This is a genomic window from Burkholderia sp. AU45251 (genome assembly GCF_030482905.1).
GTDB classification, from domain to species: Bacteria; Pseudomonadota; Gammaproteobacteria; order Burkholderiales; family Burkholderiaceae; genus Burkholderia; species Burkholderia aenigmatica.
Genome location: NZ_JAUJQH010000001.1, coordinates 1,130,119 through 1,151,147, shown reverse-complemented (window position 1 = coordinate 1,151,147; position 21,029 = coordinate 1,130,119). Strand labels below are relative to the sequence as shown.

General features: G+C 68.1%; 16 protein-coding genes. 9 read left to right on the top strand and 7 right to left on the bottom strand.

The window, feature by feature from the left end; all coding sequences use genetic code 11:
- Window positions 1-27: 27 nt before the first annotated feature.
- Window positions 28-1,488: an MFS transporter gene (locus QZM67_RS05040; RefSeq protein ID WP_301801057.1), complete on the bottom strand. Its 1,461-nt coding sequence runs from the start codon at window positions 1,486-1,488 to the stop codon at window positions 28-30.
- Between the two features lie 170 nt (window positions 1,489-1,658).
- On the opposite strand from QZM67_RS05040, the gene QZM67_RS05035 reads away from it, so the two are divergent.
- On the top strand, window positions 1,659-2,531 hold the full coding sequence (locus QZM67_RS05035) for a LysR family transcriptional regulator (RefSeq protein ID WP_043181331.1): 873 nt from the start codon (window positions 1,659-1,661) through the stop codon (window positions 2,529-2,531).
- A 59-nt stretch (window positions 2,532-2,590) separates the two neighbouring features.
- The gene (locus QZM67_RS05030) at window positions 2,591-2,911 is read left to right on the top strand and encodes a hypothetical protein (RefSeq protein ID WP_043179842.1); all 321 of its coding nucleotides are present in this window, start codon (window positions 2,591-2,593) and stop codon (window positions 2,909-2,911) included.
- A gap of 50 nt (window positions 2,912-2,961) precedes the next feature.
- Here QZM67_RS05030 and QZM67_RS05025 read toward each other — a convergent pair whose 3' ends face one another.
- A complete protein-coding gene (locus QZM67_RS05025) occupies window positions 2,962-3,864 on the bottom strand; it encodes a LysR family transcriptional regulator (RefSeq protein WP_301801055.1) in 903 nt (300 codons plus the stop codon).
- A gap of 101 nt (window positions 3,865-3,965) precedes the next feature.
- On the opposite strand from QZM67_RS05025, the gene QZM67_RS05020 reads away from it, so the two are divergent.
- Entirely contained in the window at window positions 3,966-4,949 is a 984-nt protein-coding gene (locus QZM67_RS05020) for an NAD-dependent epimerase/dehydratase family protein (protein WP_301801054.1), read from the top strand.
- Between the two features lie 131 nt (window positions 4,950-5,080).
- Window positions 5,081-6,472 carry an RtcB family protein gene (locus tag QZM67_RS05015; RefSeq protein WP_301801052.1) on the top strand — a complete coding sequence of 464 codons (1,392 nt, stop codon included), beginning with the start codon at window positions 5,081-5,083 and terminating at the stop codon, window positions 6,470-6,472.
- Between the two features lie 413 nt (window positions 6,473-6,885).
- Here the strand turns inward: QZM67_RS05015 and QZM67_RS05010 are convergent, their stop codons facing one another.
- From QZM67_RS05010 to QZM67_RS04990, 5 genes are all read right to left on the bottom strand, one after another.
- Window positions 6,886-7,587 (bottom strand): DUF2848 domain-containing protein, encoded by a 702-nt coding sequence (locus tag QZM67_RS05010; protein ID WP_301801051.1) that lies wholly within the window; start codon window positions 7,585-7,587, stop codon window positions 6,886-6,888.
- A gap of 49 nt (window positions 7,588-7,636) precedes the next feature.
- Complete coding sequence (locus QZM67_RS05005) at window positions 7,637-8,956, bottom strand: MFS transporter (protein ID WP_301801050.1); 1,320 nt, start codon at window positions 8,954-8,956, stop codon at window positions 7,637-7,639.
- Window positions 8,957-9,035: 79 nt separating this feature from the next.
- Complete coding sequence (locus QZM67_RS05000; protein WP_301801049.1) at window positions 9,036-9,728, bottom strand: DUF4286 family protein; 693 nt, start codon at window positions 9,726-9,728, stop codon at window positions 9,036-9,038.
- 101 nt (window positions 9,729-9,829) lie between these two features.
- A complete protein-coding gene (locus tag QZM67_RS04995; RefSeq protein WP_301801048.1) occupies window positions 9,830-10,867 on the bottom strand; it encodes a LysR family transcriptional regulator in 1,038 nt (345 codons plus the stop codon).
- Between the two features lie 197 nt (window positions 10,868-11,064).
- Complete coding sequence (locus QZM67_RS04990; RefSeq protein ID WP_301801047.1) at window positions 11,065-11,856, bottom strand: SDR family NAD(P)-dependent oxidoreductase; 792 nt, start codon at window positions 11,854-11,856, stop codon at window positions 11,065-11,067.
- A 422-nt stretch (window positions 11,857-12,278) separates the two neighbouring features.
- Between QZM67_RS04990 and QZM67_RS04985 the strand changes: the two genes are divergently transcribed.
- The 5 genes from QZM67_RS04985 (at window position 12,279) to QZM67_RS04960 (ending at window position 20,894) form a co-directional block, all read left to right on the top strand.
- Window positions 12,279-14,423: a hydantoinase/oxoprolinase family protein gene (locus QZM67_RS04985; protein ID WP_301801046.1), complete on the top strand. Its 2,145-nt coding sequence runs from the start codon at window positions 12,279-12,281 to the stop codon at window positions 14,421-14,423.
- Window positions 14,424-14,434: 11 nt separating this feature from the next.
- A complete protein-coding gene (locus tag QZM67_RS04980) occupies window positions 14,435-16,759 on the top strand; it encodes a hydantoinase B/oxoprolinase family protein (RefSeq protein WP_301801045.1) in 2,325 nt (774 codons plus the stop codon).
- A gap of 40 nt (window positions 16,760-16,799) precedes the next feature.
- The gene (locus tag QZM67_RS04975; RefSeq protein ID WP_034180969.1) at window positions 16,800-17,306 is read left to right on the top strand and encodes an acetone carboxylase subunit gamma; all 507 of its coding nucleotides are present in this window, start codon (window positions 16,800-16,802) and stop codon (window positions 17,304-17,306) included.
- A gap of 348 nt (window positions 17,307-17,654) precedes the next feature.
- Window positions 17,655-19,682 carry a sigma-54-dependent Fis family transcriptional regulator gene (locus QZM67_RS39890; protein WP_367620421.1) on the top strand — a complete coding sequence of 676 codons (2,028 nt, stop codon included), beginning with the start codon at window positions 17,655-17,657 and terminating at the stop codon, window positions 19,680-19,682.
- Between the two features lie 330 nt (window positions 19,683-20,012).
- Window positions 20,013-20,894 carry a neutral zinc metallopeptidase gene (locus QZM67_RS04960; RefSeq protein ID WP_301801044.1) on the top strand — a complete coding sequence of 294 codons (882 nt, stop codon included), beginning with the start codon at window positions 20,013-20,015 and terminating at the stop codon, window positions 20,892-20,894.
- Window positions 20,895-21,029: the final 135 nt, after the last annotated feature.

The window sequence follows — 21,029 nt, the reverse complement described above, 5'->3', positions numbered from 1 at the left end:
CTGCCGTCGCAACGATTCCCGTCCCGCTTACGTGCCTGCATGCAGCCGCCGATGCAGCGGCCCAAGCATGGCCGACAGCGCGATGCACACGAGCAGCACCACCGTCAGCGCGAACATCGACGTCCTGAAGCCCTGCACGTAATCGAGTGCGGCCGGATGCGCGCCGAGCCGGGCGAAGAACATGCCGCCGAGCGTGGCCGCGCCGACGGCCGCACCGATCTGCAGCATCGCGGTGACCATGCCGGATGCGACACCCGCGCGTGCCGTGTCGACTTCCGCGAGCACGATCCGCACGACCGACGGCAGCACGAGTCCCTGGCCGATTCCGATCGCCGCAATTCCCGCGTAGAAACCGGGGCCCGGCGCGGCCGCGCCCGCTAGCGCGGCGGCCGTCGCGACGCCGGCCGCGAGCATCGCGAAGCCGAGCGTGAGCACGCGATAGCCGCCGAACCGGCCGACGAGTCGCGGCATCAGCAACGGGCTCGACAGGAAGCCGAGCCCGAGCGGCAGGATCGCGAGCCCCGTCGCGAGCGGCGACCAGTTCAGGCAGCCCTGCAGGTAGATCCCGTAGCTCAGGAAGAACGCGCTCAGCGTATAGAACAGGAACGCCAGCACGAGCCCGAGCGCGACGACGGGGTTGCGCAGCAGGCGCACGTCGAGCAGCGGATCGTGTCCGCTCGTGAGACGGCGCGCTTCGACCGCCAGCAGCGCGCCGAGCATCGGCAGCGCGCCGACGAGGCACGCGATCATCCACAGCGGCCAGCCGGCCTCGCGCCCGTGCGTGAGCGGGTACACGAGCATCAGCAGGAACAGCGACAGCAGCGCCATGCCCGGCACGTCGATGCGCTGGCCGCGCGGCGGCCGGCTTTCCGGGATGAAGCGCCAGCTGCCGATCAGCGCGAGGATGCCGATCGGCAGGTTGACGAGGAAGATCGCGCGCCAGCCGAGCCCGAACGGATGCAGGCTGATCAACGCACCGCCGCCGAGCTGACCGATCACGGCCGCGAGGCCGAACACGAAACCGTAGAAGCCCATCACGCGCACCTGCTCCTGCGGGCTGAACACGCTGCGGATCGTCGCGAGCACCTGCGGCGCGAGGATCGCGGCGAACAGGCCCTGCAGCACGCGGCCGCCGACCAGCACCGCGCCGCTGCCGGCGAGCCCGCACAGCGTCGACGCGACGACGAAACCGGCCATTCCGATCATGAACATGCGCTTGCGGCCGTACAGGTCGCCGAGCCGGCCGCCGGTGATCTGCACGACCGCGTTCGCGCACGCGTATGCCGACACGACCAGCTGCAACTCGGCCGGGCGCGCGCCGATGCCGTCGCGAATGGCCGGTAGCGCGAGATTCACAATGAAGTAGTCGAGCGGCGGCAGAATCGCGCCAACCAGCAGGACCACCAGCGCCCAGCCGTGGTGGCTGCGCGGCGTCGCCGCGGCGGCCGTGCCGGCCGGCACGCAGGGGGCAAGGGTGTCGTTCGTCATGGAAGCAAGTCCGAAAGAATGAGTGCCACATTCACGCCGGACGTGACGTCAGGGGCGCCGGTTCGGCCGTGGATGGGCGATTGACCCCCATTCTGGGTGGTGGTAATGAATCGGAAAAGCGGGAATTGGTGGTAGCATCCATCGGGTTAATCGATGGATGGAGAATGGCGATGCGCGGTTTCGATCTGGATCAGTTGCGCACTTTCGCGGCGGTCGCGGATGCCGGCAGCCTGACGGCCGCGGCGCCGCTGCTGCACCTGTCGCAGTCGACGGTCAGCGAGCAGGTGCGCAAGCTTGAATCGCGCGCCGGCGTGCCGCTGTTCGTGCGCAGCAAGCGCGGGGTCGAGCCGACCCCGGCCGGCTCGCGGCTGCTGCAGCACGCGCGGCGCATCGTCGCGCTGAACGAGGCCGCGTTCGACGAAGTGCGCGGGCAGGCGATCAAGGGCGAACTGCGCGTCGCGATCACCGATTACTACCGGACCAACGAAGTCGCGGGCCTGCTCGCGCGGCTGCGGGAGTGCTACCCGCAGTTGAGCCTGCACGTCAGCGCGATGAAGAGCGCCGATATCGAGGCCGCGCACGCGCGCGGGCAGGTCGATCTCGGCGTGGTGATGAACCTGTCGAGCGGGCCATTCCGGCCGGCGTCGGCCGATACGCGCTGGGTGCTGCGGCGCGAGCCGCTGTCATGGGTCGCATCGCCCGCGCTCGCCGAGCAGTTGCCCGAGCCGTTGCCGCTCGTGCTGCTGCCGGACGACTGCATGATGCATCAGGTCGCGGTGCGCTCGCTCGACGAGCAGCACACGCCGTACCGGCTCGTGCACAGCGCGTCGGGGGTCGCGGGGCTGCAGTCGATGCTGGCGGCGGGGCTCGGGGTGGGCTGCCTGTGCGCGTCGGCGATCGGCGAGGGCCTGATGCGGCTCGGCACCAAATACCGGCTGCCGCCGCTGCCCGACGCGGTGTTTTCGCTGACGCCGCCGATGCCGGGCGAACGCGAAACCGTCACGCAGGCGCGCGAGGTGCTGTCGCGGCAATTGCTGATGTAAAACCGGGCCGCACGACCTGCGGCGGCGCGTATCTGAGAGGCGCGCGAAGGAACATAAAAATGAACGACGAACTGCAACGCCAGATGGCCGCGAAGCTGCAGGATGCGCTGGAGCGCGTGGTCGACGAACGCTCGCTGATCCACTTCCTGCGCGTGCTTGGGCACGACTGGAACAAGGAGCGCCAGCTCGAGGCCGACGTGCCGCCGTCGCCGTACGCGCGCGCCGCGCTCGGCTGGGAAAACCACTCGATCGGCGAATACCTCGACGCGATGGTCGACTGGGCCGAAGCGTCGGAGGAAGGGCTGCGCTGCTACGACCTGCCCGACAATCCGTGGCGGCGCATGGCGGACATCCTGTTCGCCGGGAAAATCTACGAATAGCGCCGCTCGGGCGCTTCGTTCACTTCGTTCGCGTACGCCGCCGGAACCGTCTATTCGACGGCTTCGCCGTTCACATACGCACGCAGCCCGTCGGCCAGCGCATCGAACACCGCGCGGCAGCGCGGGCTCGTCCGCAGGTCCTCGTGCATCACGACCCAGGTTTCCAGTTGCATCGCGGGCCCGTCCGGCAGCACGCGCACGAGCCGTGCGTCGCGTTTCGCGAGCCCGGTCTGGCAGAAGCCGATCCCGTACCCGGCGCGGATCATCGCGAGCTGCGCGAGGTTGCTGTCGGTGCGCAGCGAGAACGCATCGCGCTTCCACAGCGGCATGCTGCGGCCCACCGAGCGGATGAACGGCGTGACCGTGTCGAAGCCGATCAGCGCGTGATGCGCGAGTTCGTCGGTCGTCGCGGGCACCCCGTTGCGCGCCAGGTAGTCGTCGCGCGCATACATCCCGACATCGATTTCGCCGATGCGCCGCGCAACCAGCGCCTCCTGCACGGGCGGCGCCATCCGGACCGCGATGTCGGCCTCGCGCTTGAGCACGTCCTGGATGCGGTCGGTCGGCACCAGTTCGATGACGAGCCCCGGATGGTTGCGCCGCAATTGCGCGAGAATCGGCGGCAGCACTTCGACGGCGATCACGTCGCTGGCGGAGATCCGCACGATGCCGCGCACGCCGGCGCCGTGGCTCGCGGCCGCGCGCTCGAACGCGGCCGCCGCGCTGCGCAGCGCCTCCGCATGGCCGCGCAGCGCGAGCGCCGCCTCGGTCGGCAGCAGGCCGGACGGCGAGCGCGTGAACAGCGTCTGGCCGAACCCGGCCTCGAGCGCCGCGACGTGGCGGCCGGCCGTCGGTTGCGTGATGCCGAGCGCGCGGGCCGCGCCGGACAACGAGCCCTCCGTCAGCACGGCGAGGAAGGTGCGGTAGCGTTCCCAGTTCAGATCGGTGGTCATACATAAATGTATAGCTGATCAACTAGGTTCGGCAATTCCTTGATAGCTGAAGGCGCGCCAGAATGCGTGTCATCACGGAAGTTCATTCAAGGAGAGCGGCAATGACGACCCACACAGGCGGGACCCAACGACAGGCACTCGTGCTCGGCGCGAGCGGCGGGATTGGCGGGGAAGTCGCGCGGCAGTTGCGCGATGCGGGCTGGCAGGTGCGTGGGTTGAAGCGCGGGCTCGACGCCGAGGTCGTGGAGCGCGACGGCATCGCGTGGATGCGCGGCGACGCGATGGACCGCGACGCGGTCGTCCGGGCCGCGCGCGGCTGCAGCGTGATCGTGCACGCGGTGAATCCGCCCGGCTATCGGAACTGGGCCGGGCAGGTGCTGCCGATGATCGACAACACGATCGCGGCGGCGAAGGCGGAGCAGGCCACCGTCGTGCTGCCGGGCACCGTCTACAACTACGGCGCCGATGCATTTCCGGTGCTGGTCGAAGATGCGCCGCAGCATCCGTCGACACGCAAGGGCGCGATCCGCGTCGAGCTGGAGCGCCGGCTGCAGGATGCGGCCGGGCAGGGCGTCCGCACGATCATCGTGCGTGCCGGCGATTTCTTCGGGCCGAAGCTTACCGGCAACAGCTGGTTTGCGGCGGGGTTCGTCAAGGCCGGGCGGCCGGTTGCGGCCATCAGCGTGCCGGGGCGGGACGGCATCGGGCATCAATGGTCGTATGTGCCGGACGCCGCGCGCTCGATGGTCGAGCTGATCGAGCGGCGCGACACGCTGGAGCCGTTCGCGCGCTTTCATCTCGGCGGCCATTGGGACGCGGACGGCACGCAGATGGCGGAAGCCGTGCGCCGCGTCGCGCAGCGGCACGGGCTGCGGCCGACGGTGCGCAAGTTCCCGTGGTGGTTCGTGTGGGCGGCGGCGCCGTTCGTCACGACGCTGCGCGAATTGCTCGAGATGCGTTACCTGTGGCGCGAGCCGATCCGGCTCGACAACACGCGGGTGACCGCGGTGCTCGGCCGCGAGCCGGTGACGCCGCTCGACGCGGCGGTGGAGGCGACGCTGGCGGGGCTCGGGTGTCTCAACTGAGCAACGGCGGTCGCGAACGGAATCGCGTTCTGCTATGATCCGCGCTCCCTTCCTCGACGCTGCTGCAGGAAGGTACCCACGACCGCCGGAAGGCCGGAGGTCGCGTCGTACCTTTTTCATTTCCAGCAGCGATGTCTACTCTTCCTCGCTTAAAAAAGGCCTTGCAACGGCAAGGCATCCATGTCGACTATCACGCCGGCATCTATCACCTGCGCAATGAACTGACGCAGGCATCTGTCCTGTTGCCCGCTTCGCTCCCGCTCGAGGAGAAGGCCGTTCAGCAGTTGCTCGCGTTCGCGGCCGTCCGTTTGCCGGACGGTCATCAGCGCGTATGCAAGGCGTGCGCGACGCCCGATTTTCATCCGGGCGGGGTCGCGCCGGTCGGCTCGATCGTCGCGACCGACGACGCGTTCGTGATTCCCGCCGCGATCGGCACCGATATCAATTGCGGGATGCGTCTCGTCACCACGGGCCTCAAGCGGTCGGCGCTCGCGCCGTTCGAGACGGCGCTCGTCGAGCGGCTGACGCGCGCCATTCTCGCGGACCGGCGCGACGTGCCGGTCGGCAGCGACGCATTCCGCGCGCTGTTCGATGCGGGCCCGGCGGCATTCGTCGATCGCGTTGCGCCGCAGGGGCTCTGGCAGCACGTCGACCGCGACCGGCTCATCGACGAACTGTCGGCGTGCATCGGCCTCGACCGGTTCGACGGCAGCGCGAAATACGCGCCGGACGCACACGTCGGGTCGCGCGAGGTATTTCGCGATCCGTGCCTCGGCACCCCCGGGGCGGGCAATCATTTCGTCGAACTGCAGGTGGTCGACGAAGTGTTCGACCGGCATGCGGCCTACCGTGCGGGACTCGCGAAGGACGATGTCGTCGTGATGATCCACAGCGGGTCGCGCGATGTCGGTTTCTACGTCGGGCGCCGCTGGATGGACCGGGCGCGCGCGGCGTGGCCGGCGGGCGTCAGGCATCCGGAAAGCGGCCTGTACGGTCTTTCCGGCGAACTGGCGCGCGAATACCTCGTCGCGATGGGCACGGCCGCGCGCTATGCGTGGCTCAACCGTGTCGTGCTGGCCGAGATGGTCCGCAAGGAACTGGCGGAGCTTACCGGCGAGACCCGCTCGGCACTGGTGGTCGACGTGCCGCACAACGTCGTGCTGCGCGAAGACGGGATGAACATCCATCGCAAGGGGGCGACGCCCGCCCGCGACGGCGATCTCGCGCTGATTCCCGGATCGATGGGCGATGCGTCGTTTCTCGCGACGGGGCTCGGCCATCCGGACTGGCTATGGTCGTGCAGCCACGGCGCCGGCCGCAGCGTGCGCCGGCAGGCGGTGCGGCGGATGCGCACGGAGCAGGCGCCGGGCACGTGGCGCTGCGTCACGCTGCGCGACGAGCGTCGCATCGAGGAAGCGCCGGAAGCCTACAAGCCGATCGGGCCCGTGATCGACGCGCAGGAGCAGGCCGGCCTCATTCGCAGCGCGGTCCGGTTGAAGCCGTGGGTCACGTTCAAGGCGTGACGCGCGGCGGCGTGCTCCGCGGCCGCCGTCATCGCTTGCGCGAGGACCGGCGACCCGCCGTCCGCCTACCCGTGCCGCGGGCTGCGCCCGGGCACGGGGAACGCGTCATCGCGAACCGCGGAACCCCCGCGACAACAATTTTCCACATAACCGGGCGCGTCCGATGCGCATCATGGCGGTCAACGTCGAAACAGCGAAAACGGGGGCGCCATGTTGCAGATCGGATGGAAAGTGTCGGTTGTGGGGGCAATCATGTTTGCATTGAGCGGGTGCACCAACCTGGTCGGTGTGCTGTATTGCGGCAACTCACAGTTCAACTTTCCGGACTATCACTGCTTTTAGCCGTACCGGCAGGGACACGCGCGGCGACAGACAGCTGTCGCGCCCGTGTGCCGCGCGATGGCTCATGGCCGTCACGCGACGACCGGCAATACCTCCACCGCGTAGCGGTGCCGAAGGCTGCGCCCGAGCACCGGATCGTGCAGTTCCATCTCGAACGCATCGCCGTCGCCCATCGCCGCGATCGCGCCATGCACGGCGACCGTGCCGCCATACATCGCGCCGCGCGCGGGCATCGTGCGGCGGTCGTCGAAGCGCTGCCACAGCACGTCGGGCGCGAGCAGGCCGCTCACCGCGCCGTGCTGGTATGCGGCCCGCTCGCCATCGCGCGAGATCAGCCACGAACGCATCTCGATCGCATCCCAGTGATCCGCGACTTCCGCGTAAAGCCACGCGTCGCGGCCGAGCGGTTTCGCGCACACCTGCTTCGACACCGCGACGCCGTAGGCTTCGACTTCGCGATCCGTATGATCGGAGCCGACGGTCACGAGCGTGCCGGCCGGGCTGTCGACCAGCACGCATTCGATCTCGCCGCCCGAGCGCGCGCCGAGCACGCCGATCGACGGCGCCTGCGTGAGCAGTGCGGCCGACACGCGATAGAAGCACGGCGTGGTCGACGGCGGCGCGACGCCGAGCGCCGCGAGTTCGTCGATATGCGCGCGGATCGCGGCCGGATCGCGGCCGGCCCAGCCGGCGATCACGACGCGCTCGATCTCGACCTCGACGGCGGCCGGCGCGTGTTGCCGGGACATCACGTTGAACGACAGGGTTTGCATGCGGGTATCCGTTTGAAGTACGAAGGAATGAAACGGCGGGCGGCGACGTTCAATCCGCGAGCGGCTGGTGCGCGGTTTCGCGCGCGGCGAGGAGCGCGATCGACGTGACGACCAGCGCTGCGGCGACATACAGCGATACGGCCGTCGTCGTGCCCGTCTGCCGGAACAGCGCGGCGATCACGAGTGGCGCAAAGCCGCCGCCGACGATGCCGGCCAGCGTGTACGCGAGCGACGAGCCCGCATAGCGCACGCGGGTCGGGAACTGTTCGGTCACGAACGCACCCTGCGGGCCGTACATCACCGCATGGATCACGAGGCCGATCGCAACGGCCGAGACGATCGCGCCCGGGCGCGCCGAATCGAGCAGCGTGAAGAACACGAACGCCCACACGATGCCGGCGAGCGCACCGGCGAGATACACGGGCCGGCGGCCGAAGCGGTCCGACAGCGCGCCGAAGAACGGCACCGCGAGCGCGTTGCAGGCCGTGCCGATCATCACGGCCGTCAGGGCGACGGGGCGCGACAGATGCAGCACGGTCGTCACGTAGGTCAGCGTGAACACGACGATCAGCGCATACAGCACGTCCGAGCCGATTCGCGAACCGCCCGCGATCAGCAGGCGCTTCCAGTGGTATTTCAGCACGTCGGCGACGGGCACCTCGGCGGTCGCGTGCGATTCGGCGAGCTGCTCGAACTGCGGCGTTTCGTCGACGCCGCGACGCAGCCAGAAACCGAACACGACGAGCAGTGCGCTGGCCGCGAACGGCACGCGCCAACCCCACGACAGGAAGTCACCCGACGTGGTCGACAGCGTCACGAGCGCGATGCAGCCGGTGCCGAGCAGCGTGCCGAACGACGGGCCGATCTGCGTCCACGATGCGGACAGCCCACGCCGTTTCTGGTCGCCGTGCTCGACCGACAGCAGCACCGCGCCGGCCCATTCGCCGCCGAGCGCGACGCCCTGCACGAAGCGCAGCGCGACGAGCAGGATCGGGCTCAGGATGCCGGCCTGCGCGTAGGTCGGCAGCGCGCCCATCAGCGCGGTCGTCACGCCCATCAGCACGAGCGTGAGCATCAGTACCGCGCGGCGGCCGATGCGGTCACCGAGATTGCCGAACACGAAACCGCCTAGCGGGCGCGATACGTAGCCGACCGCATAGGTCGAGAACGCGAGGATCGTGCCGGCCAGCGGATCGACCGACGGGAAGAACAGATGGTTGAAGACAAGCGCGGCGAGCGTGTTGTAGATCGTGAAGTCGTACCACTCGAGCGACGTGCCGATCATGCTCGCGGTCGCGAGTCGGCTGTTGCGGACGCGGCGGGGCGCGTGGGCGGCGGGCTGGGCGAGAGTGCTCATGGTGTCGGGCATGTCGTGACGGGGAACGGGATGAAACGCCGGGCCGATGCGCGGGTGTGCATCGCGCATCCGGTGCGGCCGGCGTGGGCGATCAGGCCGGCAGGGCGGCGGCAGCGCCAGCGGGCTCGGTTTCGACGTCGTCGCGCACCGCATGCAACGGCGCGGCGGCGCGCCACAGCAGGTCGAAGGTGCGCACGTCGTCATGCCCGGCGAGCGTGGCGGCCACGCGTCGCGTCGCGGCCGCATCGCTGCCTTCGATCAGCACGAGCGCATCGGCGGCCGGGCGGGCAGCCGCATCGGCGCCGATCGGCGCGGACAGGTCGGGTGCGGTGCGGAAGAGGCGCGCGGCGTGGATGCCCGGTTCGTGCAGCACGTCGTCGAAGCGCGCGCGCAGTTGCGGCACGTCGATGCGATCCGGCGGCAGCACGAACAGTGCGAGATGCGCGCCTTCGCCATCGCCGGCCTCGATCGTCAGTTCGCCGACGCGCCGCTGCGTGCCCGTCATGAGCTCGAAGTTCGCGAGCGACCAGGCGGTCTGCTGCGTGAACGCACGCCGGTACGCATCGCCGCGGAACACGTCGAGCGCGTCCGTCACATACAGCGCGAGGTACTTGCGCGGGCCGCGATCGGTCGCGCAAAAGCGCCGTGCATGCGTGAAGCCGGGAATCGCGACACGTTCCTGCATGTGCTCGCGGTCGTACCACGCGTTGAAATCGGCTTCGTGCGCGGGGTCGATATCCGTCCAGACGCAGAGTTGGCCGTGCGGAAGGGAAAGGCGGGTCATCGCGGGGTTCCTCGTGACGGGGGGGTGTCAGGAACCGCAGTTTCCCGAAGATGGGCCGCGCCCGTCCAACAAGAAAACAAATTCGCGGTGAACAGGTTTTCTTATGAGCGGCGCGGGCGGCGTTTCGCGGGGGGCGTGGCGGATTGCGTCGTGCGCTTCGCTTGCGCCGGCGCGTTGGCTTTCGTTTTCGTCGCGGGACGGGCGGGTGGTTTGTCGGCGCTATCGGGCGTGGCTGGTGGCGCCGGTTTTGCGTGATTCGCGGCGGCCGACATCGCGCGCGCGACTTCGCTGGCCAGTTCCGCGATGCGCGCGGCCACCGGCTGGCCCTGGCTGCGGTACGTCGCGACGAGCGGCAGCGCGGGGAATTCGGGGTCGACGTCGAGCAGTTCGAGCGCCCCTTCGTGCAACTCGCGCCCGATGATCGCGGGCGGTAACGCGGCCACGCCGAAGCCGTCGGCGACCAGGCGGATCATCGCGGCGACCGACGTGATGCAGTTGATGCTGGCTGGCCGCTCGACGGCCGCGAACAGGCGCTCGATCGTCGCGTGCGGCCCCGAGTGGCGCGAGAAGCTGATGATCGGGAATTCGGCCAGGCGCGCAACGTCGAGCGCCTGGCCGCCGAGCCCGAGGCGCGGGCTGGCCGCCCAGCGCACCGGGAATTCGCACAGCGGCAGGTTCGTGAAATCGGGGCCCGGCACCGGGTCGGTCTGCAGGATCAGGTCGACGCCGTCGGTGCTGAGCAGGCGGATCAGGTGCAGCGTCGTGTCGCTCGTGATTTCGACGTCGAGGCGCGGATAGCGCTCGCGCAGTTGCGCCATCAGCGCCGGGAACCAGCTGTGCACGATCGATTCGATCACGCCGATGCGGATCAGGCCTGCGTCGCTCGCCGCGTCGATGTCGCGGCGCATTTCACCGTCGAGCCGCACGATCCGTTCCGCATAGGCCAGCATGCGCCGGCCCGCGGGCGTCAGCGTGGCCGAGCGCGTGTTGCGGTCGAACAGGCGCACGTCGAACGCTTCCTCGAGCGACGCGATGCGGCTCGATACCGCGGCCTGCGTCGTGTGCAGTTTTTCGGCGGTGAGCCGGAAGTTTTCCAGCTTCGCGAGCCAGACGAAGGTTTCAAGAAACCGGATGTTCATCGACGTTCGAACCGTGAGGCGGTGCCGGGCGGAGCGGCGGGATCGGTCGATGGTAGCGGATTTTCGCGGGCGGGAAATGAGCGGGCGGCACGGAGAGCGTGCCGTAATGGGTGCCGGGACGGGCGACGAAGTGACGGAGGACCCGCCCGGCACGCCGCCCGCAGCGATGGGTCACGCGGGTGGCGTGACTCCGCTCATCAAAGCCGGTCGAACGCGAGCGTCGGGACATCGACGACCATCGCGCCGCCGTCGGCGACGAGCGTCGTGCCGGTGACGAACGATGCGTCCGGCGACGCGAGGAACGCGCAGACGGCCGCGATTTCGTCCGGCTCGGCCGCGCGCCGCAGCGGCACGTCGGCGCTCACGCGTGCGTATGCGCCGTCGAGCGTGTCGCCATGCGCGGCCATCAGCGGTTCCATTTCCGCGTCGGCCATCGGCGTGCGGACCCAGCCCGGGCAGACGGCGTTCGCGCGCACGCCGTGCGGGCCGTAGTCACGTGCGAGCGACCGCGTGAGCCCGAGCAGCGCGTGCTTGCCGACCGTGTAGCCGCACACGCCGGGCCCGGCCGCGAGCGCGGCGATCGACGCGACCAGCACGATGCTGCCCCGCTGCGCGATCAGGTCGGGCAGGCACGCGCGCGCGCTGACGAACGCGGTGTCGAGGTTCGCGTGCATCGCGTCGCGCCACTGCGCGTCGTCGGTTTCGTCCGCGCGGCCGAGCCCGTGGCCGCCCGCGCACGCGACGAGCGCATCGACGCGGCCGAAGCGTTCGGCGATCTGCGGCAGGAAGCGGGCCCAGTCGGCGGCACTCGCGGCATCGCCGGCGAGCGCGAGGCCGCCCGTTTCGGCGGCCAGCGCGTCGAGCGGCGCTCGGCGGCGCCCGATCAGCACAACGCGGTCGCCGCGGCGGGCGAAGCGGCGCGCGCAGGCGGCGCCGATGCCGGTGCCCGCGCCGGTGATCGCGATCGTGCGAGGTTGCGGGTGCGTCATGTCGTTCTCCGGAAGGTGTCGTTGCCGGTCACTTTAGGCGGCGTCGGCGAGCGCCGGTATCAGCCGAAAGGATGAACGCAAACGAGGGATGACAGTCGGCAACGACGCACGGCGACGCGCCCGCGTTGCCGCCGTTCCGGATCCGGGGCGAGCGTCCAACCGCGCGCCGGTGGAGCCGACTGATATTCGGACACCGGACCAGTCCGGAATCCGGCCGTTCGCCGGTGCGTCACCTGTCCGAAGCAACCCGCTCCACCCGATGAACGCCCCGCCTGGCCTGGCCGGGGGGAATCGACCCGCCGGATCCACCGAATGGCACGGTTGTTGCCTCACTGCAGATGAGCCGACGCCCGGGATCGAGCGATGACCCCGCTCGAACCGGAACCCGGCTCATCACGACTTCAATCATTGGAGACATCACCATGGAAGGACTTTCGCAAGTCCAGGTCTTGGGCATCGACGCGGGCGGCACGATGACCGATACCTTCTTCGTGCGCGAGGACGGACGGTTTGTCGTCGGCAAGGCGCAAAGCAATCCGGAGGATGAATCACTCGCGATCTTCAACTCGTCGCAGGACGCGCTCGCGCATTGGCAACGCGACGTCGACGACGTCTATCCGGAACTCGTCACCTGCGTGTATTCCGGTACGGCGATGCTCAACCGCGTCGTGCAGCGCAAGGGGCTCGACGTCGGGTTGCTCGTCAACAAGGGCTTCGAGCACGTGCACCTGATGGGGCGGGCGATCCAGAGCTACCTCGGCTACGCGCTCGAAGAGCGCATCCACCTGAATACGCACCGCTACGACGAGCCGCTCGTACCGCTGTCGCGAACGCGCGGCGTCACCGAGCGTACCGATGTCCAGGGCGAAATCGTCATTCCGCTGCGGGAAAACGAAGTGCGGCAGGCCACGCGGGAGCTCGTCGCCGCCGGCGCCAAGGCGATCGTCATCTGCTTGCTCCAGTCGCACAAGAACGCGACGAGCGAGCGTCAGGCGCGCGACATCGTGCGCGACGAGCTGGCTGCGCGCGGCGTCGATCTCCCGGTGTTCGCATCGGTCGACTACTACCCGCAGCGCAAGGAAAGCCACCGGATGAACACGACGGTGCTCGAAGCGTATGCGGCCGAGCCGTCGCGGCAGACGCTCAGGAAAGTCAGCGACCGCTTCCTCAAGCACGGCGCGAAATTCGACCTGCGCGTGATGGCGACGCACGGCGGCACGATCAGCTGGAAAGCGAAGGAACTCGCGCGCACCATCGTGTCGGGGCCAATCGGTGGCGTGATCGGCTCGAAGCTCCTCGGCGAGGCACTCGGCTACGACAACATCGCCTGCTCGGACATCGGCGGCACGTCGTTCGACATGGCGCTCATCACGAAGGGCAAATTCGCGATCGCGTCCGATCCGGACATGGCGCGCCTCGTGCTGTCGCTGCCGCTCGTCACGATGGATTCGGTCGGCGCGGGCGCCGGCAGCTTCGTGCGGCTCGATCCGTACAGCGGGGCCATCAAGCTCGGGCCGGACAGCGCCGGCTATCGCGTCGGCACGTGCTGGCCCGACAGCGGCCTGACGACGGTGTCCGTGTCCGATTGCCACGTCGTGCTCGGCTACCTGAATCCGGACAACTTCCTCGGCGGCCAGATCAAGCTCGACGTGAATCGTGCCCGCGAGCACATCCGCGCGCAGATCGCCGAGCCGCTCGGACTCTCCGTCGAGGATGCGGCGGCCGGCGTGATCGAGCTGCTCGACCTGCAGTTGCGCGAATACCTGCGCTCGAACGTCAGCGCGAAAGGCTACAACCCGACCGAATTCGTGTGCTTCTCGTATGGCGGCGCGGGGCCGGTGCATACCTATGGCTACACCGAAGGTCTCGGCTTCAAGGATGTCGTCGTGCCGGCGTGGGCGGCAGGCTTCTCGGCATTCGGCTGCGCGTGCGCGGATTTCGAATATCGCTACGACAAGAGCGTCGATCTCGCGCTGCCGCAGCACGCGTCCGACGCCGAGAAGGCGCGGGCCGCGCAGACGATCCAGAAGGCGTGGGCCGAACTGACGGCCAAGGTGATCGACGAGTTTCGCATCAACGGCTTCAGCGAGCGGGACGTGATCCTGCGGCCGGGCTTCCGGATGCAGTACATGGGCCAGCTCAACGACCTCGAGATCGAATCGCCGATCGCGGGCGCGTCCGGTGCGGACGACTGGGACAAGATCGTGACGGCCTTCGAGGATACCTACGGCCGCGTGTACGCGAGCTCCGCGCGCTCGCCGGAATTGGGTTTTTCGGTCACGGGCGCGATCATGCGCGGGATGGTCGTCACGCAGAAGCCGGTATTGCCGGAAGACCCTGTCGCCGGCCCCACGCCGCCGGCGGACGCGCGTGCCGGCACGCGGCGTCTGTATCGGCACAAGCAGTGGCATGACGCGGTGGTCTGGCGAATGGAGTCGCTCAAGCCGGGCAACGAGATCGCGGGGCCCGCGATCATCGAATCCGACGCGACGACGTTCGTCGTCCCGAAGGGCTTCGCCACCACGCTCGACAAGCACCGCCTCTTCCATCTCAGGGAAGTCAAGTAAGGAGACATGCGATGAACATGATGTCCAGCCAGGAAGTCGGCTTCGCCGATCTGCTGAAGAACGGCCAGACGCTCAAGCAGTTTCGCGACGGCATTATCGAGCGCACCGCGCAAACCGGCCATTACAACGGGCTCGAACGGCTCGAGCTGCGCGAGCGCGATCCGATCCGCTACGAGAAGATATTCTCGAAGCTGCGCGGCGGCCTCGTGCATGCGCGCGAAACGGCCAAGAAAATTGCCGCGAGCCCGATCGTCGAGCAGGAAGGGGAGCTGTGCTTCACGCTCTACAACGCGGCGGGCGATTGCGTGCTCACGTCGACCGGGATCATCATCCACGTCGGCACGATGGGCGCGGCGATCAAGTACATGATCGAGAACAACTGGGAAGCCAATCCGGGCATTCAGCCCGGCGACATGTTCACCAACAACGACTGCTCGATCGGCAACGTCCACCCGTGCGACATCGCGACGATCGTGCCGATTTTCGCGCACGGCAAGCTGGTCGGCTGGGTCGGCGGCGTCACGCACGTGATCGACACCGGCGCGGTGACGCCGGGCTCGATGTCGACGGGTCAGGTGCAGCGTTTCGGCGACGGTTACATGATCACGTGCCGTAAGACGGGCGTGAACGACACGCCGCTGCGCGACTGGCTGCACGAGAGCCAGCGCTCGGTTCGCACGCCGAAGTACTGGATTCTCGACGAGCGCACGCGTATCGCCGGCTGTCACATGATCCGCGATCTGATCGAGGAAGTGATCGAGGAGGAAGGCCTCGACGCGTACGAGGCCTTCGGCTTCGAGGTGATCGAGGAAGGGCGGCGCGGTCTGCAGACGCGCATCAAGGCGATGACGCTGCCGGGCAAGTATCGCAAGGTCGCGTTCGTGGACGTGCCGTACAACCATCCGGACGTGCAGACCTCGTCGGCGTTTGCGAAGCTCGACTCGATCATGCATTCGCCGGTCGAGATGGAGATCCGCAAGGACGGCTCGTGGCGTCTCGATTTCGAAGGCGCGAGCCGCTGGGGCTGGCACTCGTACAACGCGCACCAGGTCGCGTTCACGAGCGGCATCTGGGTGATGCTGACGCAGACGCTGGTGCCGACGCAGCGCATCAACGACGGCGCGTATTTCGGCACCGAATTCCACCTGCCCAAGGGCGCGTGGATGAACCCGGACGACCGCCGCACCGGACACGCTTACGCGTGGCACTTCCTGGTGTCGGGCTGGAGCGCGATGTGGCGCGGGCTGTCGCAGGCGTACTTCAGCCGCGGCTATCTCGAGGAAGTCAACGCGGGCAATGCCAACACGTCGAACTGGCTGCAGGGCGGCGGGATCAACCAGGACGGCGACATCCATGCGGTGAACAGCTTCGAGGCATCGTCGTGCGGCACCGGCGCGTGCGCGATCAAGGACGGCCTGAATCACGCGGCCGCGATCTGGAACCCCGAAGGCGACATGGGCGACATCGAGATCTGGGAGATGGCCGAGCCGCTGCTGTACCTCGGCCGCAACGTGAAGTCGAATTCGGGCGGCTACGGCAAGTACCGCGGCGGATGCGGATTCGAGACGCTGCGCATGGTCTGGAAGGCGCAGGACTGGACGATGTTTTTCATGGGCAACGGCTACATGAACAGCGACTGGGGCCTGATGGGCGGCTACCCGCCCGCCACCGGCTATCGATTCGAAGCGCATCGCACGGGCATCCAGGAACGCATCGCGCTCGGCGAGAGCCTGCCGCTCGGCGGCGATACGAATCCGGACCTGCCGGATTACGAAAACCACCTGAACGCCGGCGCGGTCGTCAAGCGCGACCAGCAATGCATGACCACGGAGGACTGCTACAGCAACTACGATCTCTACCTGAACTACCTGCGCGGCGGCCCCGGCTTCGGCGATCCGCTCGACCGCGAGATCGACGCGATCGAACGCGATCTCAACAACGCGGTGCTGCTGCCCGAATACGCGCAGAAGGTCTACGGGGCGGTCGCGACGCGGGATGCCAACGGCATCTGGACGGTCGATCCGCAAGCGACCGCGCTGCAGCGCATCGAGATCCGCAACGCGCGTCTCGCACGCTCGCAACCGACCCGCGAATGGATGAAGGGCGAGCGCGAGCGGATCCTGCTCAAGCACGCATCGACCCAGGTGCAGCACATGTTCGCGACGAGCTTCGGCCTGTCGACGAAATTCGAGCAGCAGTTCCGCGTGTTCTGGGAGCTGCCCGATACGTGGACGCTCACCGAGGACGAACTCGACGTACCGACCTACGGCTCGAAATTCCGCATGGACCTGTCGAAGATGCCCGACGTCAATACGGTGGTGCTGGTCGAGGAGTGAGCCGGACCCCGCGCACTATCACCCATATGGAGGACTGGAAATGTCTACCTACACCAAGGAACAGATCAGGAACATGGTCGACGGCAAGCTCGACTGGGACACGACGTTGCGCATGCTGTCGATGCCGAAGGACGGCGAGCGCTTCCGGATGTATGTCGATGCGCTGCAGCAGAAACTCGGCTGGAAGGACCGCATCGTGCTGCCGCTCGGCCCGCACCTGTACATCGTGCAGCAATGGGCGACGAAGCACTGGGTCACGCAGTGCGACTGCGGCCACGTGTTCTGCGATTACCGCGACAACTGGAAGCTGCACGCGAACATCTTCGTGCGCGAATCCGAAGAGGCGATGGACGAGGTCTATCCGCGCCTGATGGCGCCCGACACGCAATGGCAGGTCTATCGCGAATACTACTGCCCGACCTGCGGCGCGATGCACGACGTCGAGGCGCCCACGCCGTGGTACCCGGTCATTCACGACTTCGAGCCCGACATCGATGCGTTCTACGCGGAATGGGTGAAGCTGCCGGTTCCGGAGCGCGTGCAATGACCTGACATTTGAGGCTGTCTGCGGGGCTCGGCGGTCGCCGGCCCTGCTTCGGCTTCGTCAGCGGGAAGCGTTCGATTTCCGGCCGTTCGATTGTCGAACGGCCGGTTTCTTTTCGGCCATCGGTTCCCGGCGGCGTGCCGGGCCGCGCGACGACTGGCGGGCGATCGCTTGCTGGCGCGCGCATTGCTTGCAGCGGTTTGTGTCCGGACGGTCGTCGAGGCGCCGGGACGGAGTACGATAGTCGCTACGCTCGCCGCCGGCTGCGGTCGGGCGCCCCACAAAGTCGACAAAAAGGCCGCTGCGACGGCCTTGCGGTTCGTGCCCTCACGAAACCGCCAGGAGACAGATATGCAACAGAGAGGCACGCCGATGGACTGGTTTCCCAGTCCACGCCATGACGCAAGCATCATGGCCGCATGGGAGCACCTGGTGACCGGCAGCGAGTGGCGTTCGCCCGACGTACGCGGCGTGGTCGACGATTCGTGGCAGCGCTGTCTCGTCAGCCGCGTCGATCCCGGCGTCGACCGCGCGCCGCCGCCGCTCGACGAAGACGGGCTCGTGCAGTGGCGCACGTCGAACGGTCGCCTCGTCGACGCCAGTCTGCCGCTGATGCAGCAGACCCGTGATTTTCTGTCGCAGACGGGCACGGTGATGCTGCTGGCCGATCCGAACGGGATGATCCTCCAGCAGGAGGGCGACCTGCGGATCGTCGAGCCTGCGCGCGAGGTCGGCCTGGTTCCGGGCTGCGAGTGGACCGAGCTGAATTGCGGCACCAATGCGATCGGCACCGCGCTCGCGCTCCGGCAGCCAGTCCAGATCCATGGCGCGGAGCACTTCTGCGCGGGCATCAAGCGATGGACCTGCTCGGCGACTGTCATCCAGGATCCGCGCGACGGGCACGTCCTGGGCGTGATCGACATATCGGGGCTCGCGCAGACCTACAACCCATACAGCCTTGCGCTCGCGGTATCGCTTGCGGGCCGTATCGAAAGCCGGCTCGCGAAGGATGGCATGGCACGCCGCCTGAGCTTGCTTGACCGCTGCGCGTCGCGCTTCGGTGCGTCTTCCGCCGATGCGGTGATCGTCGTGGACGAACGCGGCCGACTCGTCAAGGCCAACGCGCAGGTCGTTCCGGTATTGCGCCGGCTGGGATTCGATATCCGGTGCGACGCGGCGTTCGCGCTGCCCGAACTCGAGCACTACGCGGGCGACGGCCGTCTGCCCGCAAGCGCGCCGGCATGGCTGGCGCGCAGCCACATCGAAACCGTGCGTGACGGCGCCGACGTGCTCGGCTACATGATCGTGACGCCGGGCATCGCGAACCCCCGCGGGGCCGTCCCGATCGCGCGCGGACGGGAACGGCACGGCGGCGAGCCGCGCGGGTTCGAGCGCATCGTCGGCGACAGCGCTGCATTGCGGGAGGCCGTGAATCGTGCGCGTCAGCTCGCGCCGTCCAGGGTGCCGGTGCTGCTGCTCGGCGACACCGGCGTCGGCAAGGAGCTGTTCGCGCAGGGTATCCATCAGGCGAGCGATCGCGCCGACGGTCCGTTCGTTGCGCTCAACTGCGGCGGGTTGTCGAGAGACCTCCTTGCCAGCGAGTTGTTCGGCTACGCGGAAGGCGCATTTACCGGCGCCCGCAAGTCCGGTGCGGCGGGCAAGATCGAAGCGGCCGATGGCGGCACGCTGTTTCTCGACGAGATCGGGGAAATGCCGCTCGACATCCAGCCGCATCTGCTGCGCGTGCTGGAGGAGAGCGAAATCTATCGCCTCGGCGAGAATACGCCGCGCAGGGTGAATTTCCGGCTGGTCGCGGCGACGCACCGGAATCTGAAGGATGCCGTCGTGAAAGGCCAGTTCCGGATGGATCTGTACTACCGGATCGCGGTCACGACCGTGTCGATTCCGAGCTTGCGCGAGCGCGGCGAGGATCTGCCGGCGCTGATTGCGCATTGGCTCGGGCATCTGTGCGAGTCGTATGGCCTCTCCCCGAGGTCGTTCGACGACGATGCGTATGCGCGCCTGTTGCGCTATCCGTGGCCCGGCAATGTGCGTGAACTGCGGAACGCGATCGAGGGGGCGCTGCTGCTGTCGGACAGCACGGTGATCAAGGCCGACAAGCTGCCCGCCGAGATCGGCGCGGGGGCGTCGATCGATACGTGTGCCGCGCGGCCCGTCGACGCGCTCTCGCCGGATACGGGCGACTCGTTGAAGATGGCCGAGGCGGAATCGATTCGCCGCGCGCTTGCGCGTCATGCCGGCAACCTGACGAAGGCGGCGAGTCAGCTCGGCATCGCGAAGAGCACGCTCTATGAAAAGATCCGCAAGTATCGCCTGCTCGACGCAGTGAGCGATGTGCGCCGGGGTCGCGCGAAGTAAGTCGCGGCAGGCCTGGCCGTCCCCTGATCATCGCGTCCTCCCGGGCCGCACGTGCGGTCATTTTGCAAAGAATGACGATGTCGCCGGTCCGGTCGCACTATGCTCCATATTTTTTGCGATAAGACACCCAGATCGGCAAAATGGCGCGTGCGCCGGCCTGTCATCCGGGTGCCGCGTGCGTCGTGTATCGACAGGTCTGCACGGGTCTGCATGCATGACCGGGCGGGGCCGCCGTGCGATAGCGAGCCGGACGCTGCCCGTCGCAACGGGAATCAATCGCCTGCCGGGGTCTGTCCGGTCAGCACAACGACAAGGAAGGGAGGGCCGGCAATGAGGCTGGACGACGAAAGGGAAAGCACGAACGTCGAGGATCGCCGCGGCGCCGGCGGGTTCGGCGGCGGGCGCGGCGCGACGATCGGCATCGGCACGATCGTGGTTGCGTTCGCCGCGTCGTATTTCTTCGGGATCGACCCGCGCGTGATACTCGAAGGCGCATCGGCGCTGCAGGGCCGCCAGCAGCAGGCGCAGCCCGCGCCGGGCCAGCGGCAGGGCGCGGCGGCGAACGAACCGGGCGCGGTGTTCACGCGCAAGGTGCTCGCCAATATCGAGGACACGTGGTCGGGCATTTTCTCGACCCAGTTGCATGCGCAATACCAGCCGCCGAAGCTGGTGATGTTCGAGAATTCGACGCCAACCGCATGCGGCACGGGCCAGAGCGCAATGGGGCCGTTCTATTGCCCGGGCGACCGCAAGGTGTATATCGATCTCGGCTTCTACGACGAACTGCGCAAGCGTTTCGGCGCGGGCGGCGATTTCGCGCAGGCTTACGTGATCGCGCACGAAGTCGGCCATCACGTGCAGAACCTGCTCGGCATTTCCGACAAGGTCGACGCCGCGCGCCGGCGGGCGAGCCAGGCGCACTCGAACGCGCTGTCGGTGCGGATGGAGTTGCAGGCCGACTGCTTTGCCGGTGTATGGGCAAACAACGCGCAGCGCGCGAACCAGCGGCTGATGGAACCCGGCGATTTCGAGCAGGGGCTGAAGGCGGCCGCCGCGATCGGCGACGACCGGCTGCAGCAGCAAGGGCAGGGCTATGTCGTCCCGGAAAGCTTCACGCACGGCACCAGCGACCAGCGCGTGTACTGGCTGCGGCGCGGGATGCAATCGGGCGAGCTGAGCGCCTGCGACACGTTCGCGGCGAACGCCCGCTGACACGAGAGCGCGCGCCGTCGCGCGCCCGCCTCGTTCCGGCCGAACCCGCGATGCCGGCCGGGCCGGGACGGGACGATTTGCCGATTTGTGCTCACCGGCGCTTTTCGGCGCCGGTAGGCTGGCCCGAACTTCGAT